Source organism: Burkholderia sp. Se-20378 (genome assembly GCF_017104665.1).
GTDB classification, from domain to species: Bacteria; Pseudomonadota; Gammaproteobacteria; order Burkholderiales; family Burkholderiaceae; genus Burkholderia; species Burkholderia lata.
Genome location: NZ_JAAGPG010000539.1, coordinates 1 through 5691 on the forward strand (window position 1 = coordinate 1; position 5691 = coordinate 5691).

General features: G+C 67.4%; 4 protein-coding genes and 1 pseudogene. All 5 read right to left on the reverse strand.

Annotation, left to right across the window (positions count from 1 at the left end; genetic code table 11):
- A partial coding sequence (locus tag G3N93_RS33115; protein WP_206134849.1) for a histidine kinase dimerization/phospho-acceptor domain-containing protein occupies positions 1-1763 on the reverse strand: 1763 nt, incomplete at its 3' end.
- Between the two features lie 4 nt (positions 1764-1767).
- Positions 1768-3057: a dicarboxylate/amino acid:cation symporter gene (locus G3N93_RS33120; protein ID WP_174937761.1), complete on the reverse strand. Its 1290-nt coding sequence runs from the start codon at positions 3055-3057 to the stop codon at positions 1768-1770.
- 356 nt (positions 3058-3413) lie between these two features.
- Positions 3414-5108, reverse strand: a complete 1695-nt coding sequence (locus G3N93_RS33125) for a cation acetate symporter (RefSeq protein WP_174937759.1) — start codon at positions 5106-5108, stop codon at positions 3414-3416.
- A gap of 11 nt (positions 5109-5119) precedes the next feature.
- Complete coding sequence (locus tag G3N93_RS33130) at positions 5120-5425, reverse strand: DUF485 domain-containing protein (protein WP_011353318.1); 306 nt, start codon at positions 5423-5425, stop codon at positions 5120-5122.
- A 96-nt stretch (positions 5426-5521) separates the two neighbouring features.
- A pseudogene (locus G3N93_RS33135) lies at positions 5522-5691 on the reverse strand (CoA transferase); the annotation flags it as partial.

Sequence of the window (5691 nt, forward strand, 5' to 3'; positions counted from 1 at the left end):
CCCTCGACGGCGCGCGTCGCCGCCGACCCCGCGATCGTCACCTCGGTCGCCGGCGCCGCCACCCCGGCGACCGCATCGAGCGCGTTGCCGAGCAGGTTGATCAGCACCGGTTCGAGGCGCAGATCCTCGCAGCGTGCGACGAGCTCGGGATAGGCGCGCGCCAGGTCGAGCGGCGCATCGTGCGCGGGCGACACGGTCGCGTCCTGCAGCGTCAGCGTGAGCGCGACGCCGCGCAGCCGTTCGTCGAGCAGCGACAGCACACTGCGCAGCGCGCGCACGACGAGCGCCTGCTCGTTGCGCGGCTTCGCGCGGCCGACGAACAGCTTCAGCTGGTTCGTGATCTTGCCCATCCGCTCGGTGAGCGCGGCGATCGCCTCGAGGTTTTCCCGCGCGGCCGCCTGCTCGCCGCGGTCGAGCAGCACGCGCGTGTTGTCCGAGAAGCTGCGCAGCGCCGCGAGCGGCTGGTTCAGTTCGTGCGTGATGCCGGCCGCCATCTGGCCGAGCGCGGCGAGCTTGCTCGCCTGGATCAGTTCGTCGTGCGCGGCGCGCAGCTCCTGCTCCGCGCGGATCCGGTCGCCGACTTCCTTCTGCAACTGCTCGTTCGCTTCCGACAGGTCGGCGGTGCGCTCCTCGACGCGCCGGTTCAGCTCCGCGTACGCCTGTTGCAGCAGCGCGCGGCCGCGGATCATTTCCCGCACGCGCGCGCGGCGCATCCGCCAGTAGAACGCGAGCAGCGCAACCGACACGAAGCCGAAGCCCGTGACGATCGTCGCGTTGCGCGCATCGGCATCGACGGGCGCGATCGGTGCGAGCGTGACGAGCAGCCAGTCGGGCTCGCCGATCCGGCGCTTGCTCGCAAGGTAGCGCGGCGCGCGCAGGCCAGGGCCGAGGCGCACGATCTCCGCATCGGGGCCGAGCACCTGCTCGATGCGCAGCGGCAGCGGCGTGACGGGTTGCTGCGCGTACTGGCGCGTCTCGTAGATCGACGCGGCGACGGGGCCCGTCAGCGGGCGCAGCGTGTGGTACTTCCATGCGGGCACCGACGACAGGAACACGACGCCGTGATCGTCCGCGACGACGAGCGGTTCGGACGCATCGGCGCCCTGGAACCATTCGAGGTTGAGCTTCACGACGACGACGCCCGCGATCTTGCCGTCGCGCCACACCGGCTGCGAGATGTAATAGCCGGGATCGCGCGAGATCGTGCCGATCCCGAAGAAGCGGCCGACCTGGCCGTTCATCGCATCGAGGAAATACGGGCGGAAGCGGTATTCGATCCCGACGAAGCTGTCCGGCGCGCGCCAGTTGCTGGCGGCAACGCACAGGCCGTCCGCGCCGATCACGTAGGTGACGGTCGCGTGCGCGTGTTCGTTGAGGTCTTCGAGATAGCGATTGACGCGCGCGGTGTAGTCGGCGCGCTTCGGCTCGGCGAGCAGGTCCTGCACGTACGGATGGCTGCCGAGCAGATAGGGCAGCGATTCGTAGCGGTCGAGCGTGCTCTTGAGCGCGTTGGTGGTGCGATCGACGCGCACCGCGGCGTTGCGCTGCAACTCGGCAACGCCGCGCCGCCAGGTGATCGTCCACGTCAGCGTGCACGCCGCGGCGAGCGCGGCGGCAAGCACGACGAGAATGAGCAGACGGCGCGTCACGGTCGAGGCTTCCTGGCGATGCGGATCGCCTATTGTGTCATAGGCCTCCGCCTCCCTGCCCTGGCCGCCGCGGGCCGCGCCGCCGGCGGGCGGTGCCGCCGCCTGCTCCTTCATGGCGTCAGACGCCGGCCGTCTCGGTCGTCGTGACCTCGCCGCCACCGTTCAGCGCCTGGCGCAGCTTGTTGCGGTCGAGCTCCTTCTCCCAGGCCGACACGACGACCGTCGCGACGCCGTTGCCGACGATGTTGGTCAGCGCGCGGCACTCGCTCATGAAGCGGTCGATACCGAGGATCAGCACCATGCCCGACAGCGGGATCGTCGGCACGACGGCCAGCGTCGCGGCGAGCGTGATGAAGCCCGCGCCCGTGACGCCGCTCGCGCCCTTCGACGTCAGCATCGCGACGGCCAGCAGCGTGAGCTGCTGCATCCACGTCAGTTCGATGTTGGTCGCCTGCGCGATGAACAGCACGGCCATCGTCATGTAGATGTTGGTGCCGTCGAGGTTGAACGAATAGCCGGTCGGCACGACGAGGCCGACGACCGAACGCGAGCAGCCGGCCTTCTCGAGCTTTTCCATCAGCTGCGGCAGCGCGGCTTCCGACGAGCTCGTGCCGAGCACGATCAGCAACTCTTCCTTGATGTAGGACACGAAGCGGATGATCGAGAAGCCCGTGACGCGTGCGATCGTGCCGAGCACGACAAGCACGAATACCACCGACGTCAGGTAGAACGTGCCGATCAGCTTGAGCAGCGGCACCAGCGAGCCGACGCCGTACTTGCCGATCGTGAACGCCATCGCGCCAAACGCGCCGATCGGTGCGAGCTTCGTGACGATGTGCACGATGCCGAACAGCACGCGCGTGAGGCCGTCGATGAAGTCGGTGACGACCTTGCCGCGCTCGCCGAGGTGCGCGAGCACGCTGCCGAACAGCAGTGCGATCAGCAGGATCTGCAGGATTTCACCCTGCGCGAACGCATCGACCATCGTGTTCGGGATGATGTGCATCAGGAAGTCGACCGTCGACTGCCCGTGCGCCTTCGCTGCGTACGACGCAACGGCCTTGCCGTCGAGCGTCGCCGGATCGATGTTGAAGCCGACGCCCGGACGCAGGATGTGCGTGGCTGCGAGGCCGAGCACCAGCGCGAAGGTCGACACGATCTCGAAGTACAGCAGCGCCTTGCCGCCGACGCGGCCTACCTTCTTCATGTCCTCCATGCCGGCGATGCCGGTAACGACCGTACAGAAGATGATCGGGCCGATCACCATCTTGATCAGCTTGATGAAGCCGTCGCCGAGCGGCTTCATGTCGGTGGCGAGCGCCGGGTAGTAGTGGCCAAGGATCACGCCGACGATGATGGCGAAGATCACCTGCACATAGAGCACTTTGTAGAAGGGTTTCTTCTTCACGATGGTTCCTGCAGAAGTAGATGAGCCGATTGAAACGGCGTCACGCGCGCGGACGAATGTCAGGGGAAGAACCAATCGCCCGCGCGGCTGCCGTGCCGCAACAAGCGATGCCTCAGGACGTCCGGAGGGGGAGGAAGGCAGTGGTCATCGATTGTCTCCTTGCTTGCTGTAGTAGTTCGGCCGGGGGATGGCCGTGCGTTTTATATTGCAAGGTCGATGCCAGGTTCCCGGAACCCATCAAACCTTTGTTTTCATTGTATTTCTCATAATGCGGCAGGCAAGGAAATCCGGGATTCCGGATTTCCGGAAAATATCCGTCCGGCGATCCGGACGGATGCATTCATTCTTCAGATCAATCAGTGCTGGACGGCGCGGCCGGCCAGCACGCCCGTCTGCGCGTAGAACTCCTGCTGCGCGAAGGCCTCGCGCTCGCGCCGCGCGCGCTCGCCGCGATCCGCAAGCGAGCCGACGACGATTCCGATGAACGCAAGCGGCACCGACACGAGCGCCGGGTTGTCGAGGAACACCGGCGCGTGCGCGTGGTGCAGCACGTCGACCCACACCGACTTCGACAGCACCGTGAGCGTGACCGCCGACACGAGGCCGAGGCCGCCGCCGAGCACCGCGCCGCGCGTCGTCATCCCACGCCAGAAGATCGACATCGCGAGCACCGGGAAATTGGCGCTCGCGGCCACCGCCGCGACCAGGCCGACCATGAACGCGACGTTCACGTGCTCGAACAGGATCGACAGCCCGATCGCGACCGCCGACAGCGCGATCGTCGCCGCGCGCGAGATGCGCATCTCGACGCGCTCGTCGGGCTTGCCGCGCGCCCACATCTGCGCATACAGGTCGTGCGAGATCGTCGTCGCGCCGGCGAGCGTCAGGCCCGCGACCACCGCGAGGATCGTCGCGAACGTGACGGCCGCGATGAAGCCGTAGAACCAGTTCCCGCCAACCGCCTGCGCGAGCTTCACCGCGACCATGTTCGAGCCGCCGAGCAGGTCGTGCGTCAGGTTGAACGTGCCGTTCGCGCCGAGCTTGAAGAACTCCGGATGCTGCGCGAGCAGCACGATCGCCGAGAAGCCGATCACGAAGGTCAGCAGGTAGAAGTAGCCGATGAAGCCGGTCGCGTAGAGCACCGACTTGCGCGCCTCCTTCGCGTTCGGCACCGTGAAGAAGCGCATCAGGATGTGCGGGAAGCCGGCCGTGCCGAACATCAGCGCGATGCCGAGCGACAGCGCGTTGGCCGGATCGCGGATCAGCTTGCCGGGGCCCATGATCGACAGCGCGCCCGGATGCACGGCCACCGCGCGGCGGAACATCTCGTCGATGCTGAAGCCGAATTCGCCGAGCGCGAGCACGACGAGCAGCGTCGCGCCGCACAGCAGCAGCACGGCCTTGATCACCTGCACCCAGGTGGTCGCGGTCATCCCGCCGAAGAACACGTAGACGACCATCAGCACGCCGACGATCAGCTCGGCCGTGCCGTACGACAGCCCGAACAGCAGCTGGATCAGCTTGCCCGCGCCGACCATCTGCACGACGAGGTACAGCACGACGATGGTCAGCGAATTCGCGGACGTCAGCAGCCGGATCGGCCGCTGCGCGAAGCGGTACGCGACAACATCGACGAACGTGAACTTGCCGAGGTTGCGCAGCGGCTCGGCGATCAGGAACATCACGAACGGCCAGCCGACCAGAAAGCCTATCGAGTAGATGAGCCCGTCGAAGCCGAACATGAACACCATCCCGGACAGCCCGAGGAACGATGCGGCCGACATGTAGTCGCCCGCGATCGCGAGCCCGTTCTGCAGCCCGGTGATGCCGCCGCCGGCCGTGTAGAAATCGCGCGTCGAGCGTGTGCGCCGTGCGGCCCAGCGCGTGAGCGCGAGCGTCGCGAACACGAACGCGAAGAACATCCCGATCGCGACCGGGTTCAGTTCGACCTTGTCGGGCATCGGGCCCGCGACGGATACCGCATGCGCGGCGGAAGAAACGAGAGCGAAGGGAACAGCAAGCGCGCCGGGCGCGATCGAGGTGCGTCGCATGTCGGCCTCCGTCACGAACGCTGCAGGATCGCGTCGACGCGGCGGTCGAACGCACGGTTCGCGCGCAGCACGTAGCACGCGGTCAGGCTGATCGCGACCAGGATGATCGCGACGCCGGTGGCGATCCCGACCGTCGTCGTCGCGCCGCGGTACAGCGGCGCGGCGAGCACGTGCGGTGCGAGCGCGACGAGCAGGATGAAGCCGTAGTACGTGGCGATCATCAGGGCCGTCAGCGTGAAGCTGAAGCGGCGCCGCGCACGCACGAGCTGCTGGTAGTCACGGCGCGCCGTGACCGATTCGATGACGGAAAGCTCCATGGTGTCTCCTATGTCTCCTCGTCGTATCGCGAGGGTTTTCATCTGGATGGCCGGCGCGTCTACCGATCCGCCCGCGCCGCGGCGGTCAAGAGCGACTTACACGACGCGATCCGCACGCAGCCGCGCGACCTCGTCGGCCGACATTCCGAGCCAGCCGCCGAGCACCGCATCCGTATCGGCGCCGAGCACCGGCGGCGCACCGCGCACCGGCAGCCGCGCGCCGTCGAACCGATACGGCGGCGCAAGCACGTCGACGCCGCCCGCGA